Raw genomic sequence first — 1572 nt, 5'->3', positions numbered from 1 at the left:
TAGATGCGACGCTGCGCCTCCTGGCGCACGTCGACCAGCCCCGCCTCGCGCAGCACCCGCAGATGCCGTGACACCCCGGGCCGTGCGATCGGCAGCGCCTCGGCGAGTTCGCCCGCCGTCGCCTCGTGATCGCGCAGGATGCCCAGGACGACGCGACGACTCGGGTCGGCGAGGGCTTGCAGCACGGCGTCCATGGCTTGAATGTACCCGCCCTGTTACGTACCCGCAAGGGTAACTTCATCCGCCTCGCGCGTTAGCGAAGCAGCGCACCGTCGTCAACCCCGTCGCGCACCGCCGACGAAGCTGCGAACCTGTGGTCTTCGACACGACACGAGAGGAGACGCGCACATGAGCGCTGCCGATCACGCGAAGAACGCTGCGGAGAAGATGGGGGGAAAGATCAAGGAGGGGGCCGGCAAGGTCACCGACAACGAGAAGCTCGAAAACGAGGGTCGGATGGATCAGGCCAAGGCCGATCTGAAGGAAGCCGGAGAGAACCTCAAGGACGACGTGAAGAAGGCCGGAGAGCACGTCAAGGACGCAATGCACGACTGATCAGCCCCGAGCGACGCCCCGCCGGGTGCGGAGAACGGATCCGGTGGGGCGGGCGGGACGTGAACCCGCGATCGTTGGGGCACTGGCAGCGAGAAGCGTGCTGCGGCCGTTGTGATACTTGTCCTCCGAATGGGGGACAGATTTTGGATCCAGTTTCGAAATAGTGTGGTGATGCTCGGGCCGCCGTAGCTGTACGACGACTGGAGAAGCATGAGCACGCACAGATTGAGCACGACGTTCGCAGGCGGGGCGCTCGTCGTCGCGATAGCGTTCGGGGCGGCGGTGACCGCTCCCCCCGCTATGGCCTCTACCCACCGAGCCGATTCGAGCGGGCAGGACGCCACGGCCATCGATGACGATTCCGTAGCTGATGTCATCGAGAAGGCAGAGCTTGCTGCGGTGGGAGCGCCGACCCCCGCCGAAGCACCGTCACCAGTCGTTGAGGGTGGTGCGACGGTCGATGTGAACGGCGGCGACTTGTCGGTCACCATGGGAGCGTCAAAGAATGCTGTGGTTTCCGACTCGGGTCAGTACGCGACGGTGCAGGACGATTCGATCACCTACGCGGTCAGTCACCCGGGAGAGGGGACAACACGTTTCGCAGCGGTCCTTGCGGACTCGACCGATGCACGGCCGCAGTGGACGTTCGCGGATGGTACGCGACTACTGCTCCTTGATGACGGGACGGTCAGCATCTCGGAAGGGGAAGAGTTCCTGGGCGGGATCGACGCACCATGGGCGATCGACGCCGAGGGACGGTCGCTGCCCACGCACTACGAGATCTCGGGATCGATGCTGACGCAGATCGTCGACACGACGGGAGCATCGTTCCCCGTTGTCGCAGATCCCACGGTCAACTTCTACGGCCCGTACATCCAAGTCCACCTGAACAGGGCCGAGAGCTATGCGGCCATCGGTGGATACGCCGCCTGCGCCGGGGTCTTGAGCAAGTCGCCCGTACCGTTCGCGAAGGCCCTGCAGATCGCGTGCACGACCGTCGCCGCGATCGGCACGACT

At 64.9% G+C, this 1572-nt stretch carries 2 protein-coding genes and 1 pseudogene; 2 read left to right on the top strand and 1 reads right to left on the bottom strand.

The genetic code is table 11. The features are described from left to right. Positions 1-194, bottom strand: a 194-nt coding sequence (locus B7X32_RS20805) for a metalloregulator ArsR/SmtB family transcription factor (RefSeq protein WP_292724122.1), incomplete at its 3' end; no start/stop codon positions are given. Positions 195-348: 154 nt separating this feature from the next. Between B7X32_RS20805 and B7X32_RS20800 the strand changes: the two genes are divergently transcribed. Together B7X32_RS20800 and B7X32_RS20795 are read left to right on the top strand one after the other, a co-directional pair. Continuing rightward, positions 349-555, top strand: a complete 207-nt coding sequence (locus tag B7X32_RS20800; RefSeq protein ID WP_292724120.1) for a CsbD family protein — start codon at positions 349-351, stop codon at positions 553-555. 210 nt (positions 556-765) lie between these two features. Next, positions 766-1572, top strand: a pseudogene (locus B7X32_RS20795) (hypothetical protein); the annotation flags it as partial.

Origin of the sequence: Microbacterium sp. 13-71-7 (assembly GCF_002257455.1) — a bacterium.
In the GTDB taxonomy this organism is placed as follows: Bacteria; Actinomycetota; Actinomycetes; order Actinomycetales; family Microbacteriaceae; genus Microbacterium.
This window is presented reverse-complemented; position numbering and strand designations above follow the sequence as displayed.

Coding starts and splice junctions, on each gene's coding strand:
- B7X32_RS20800 (WP_292724120.1), top strand. CDS start 349: ATGAGCGCTGCCGATCACGCGAAGAACGCTGCGGAGAAGATGGGGGGA.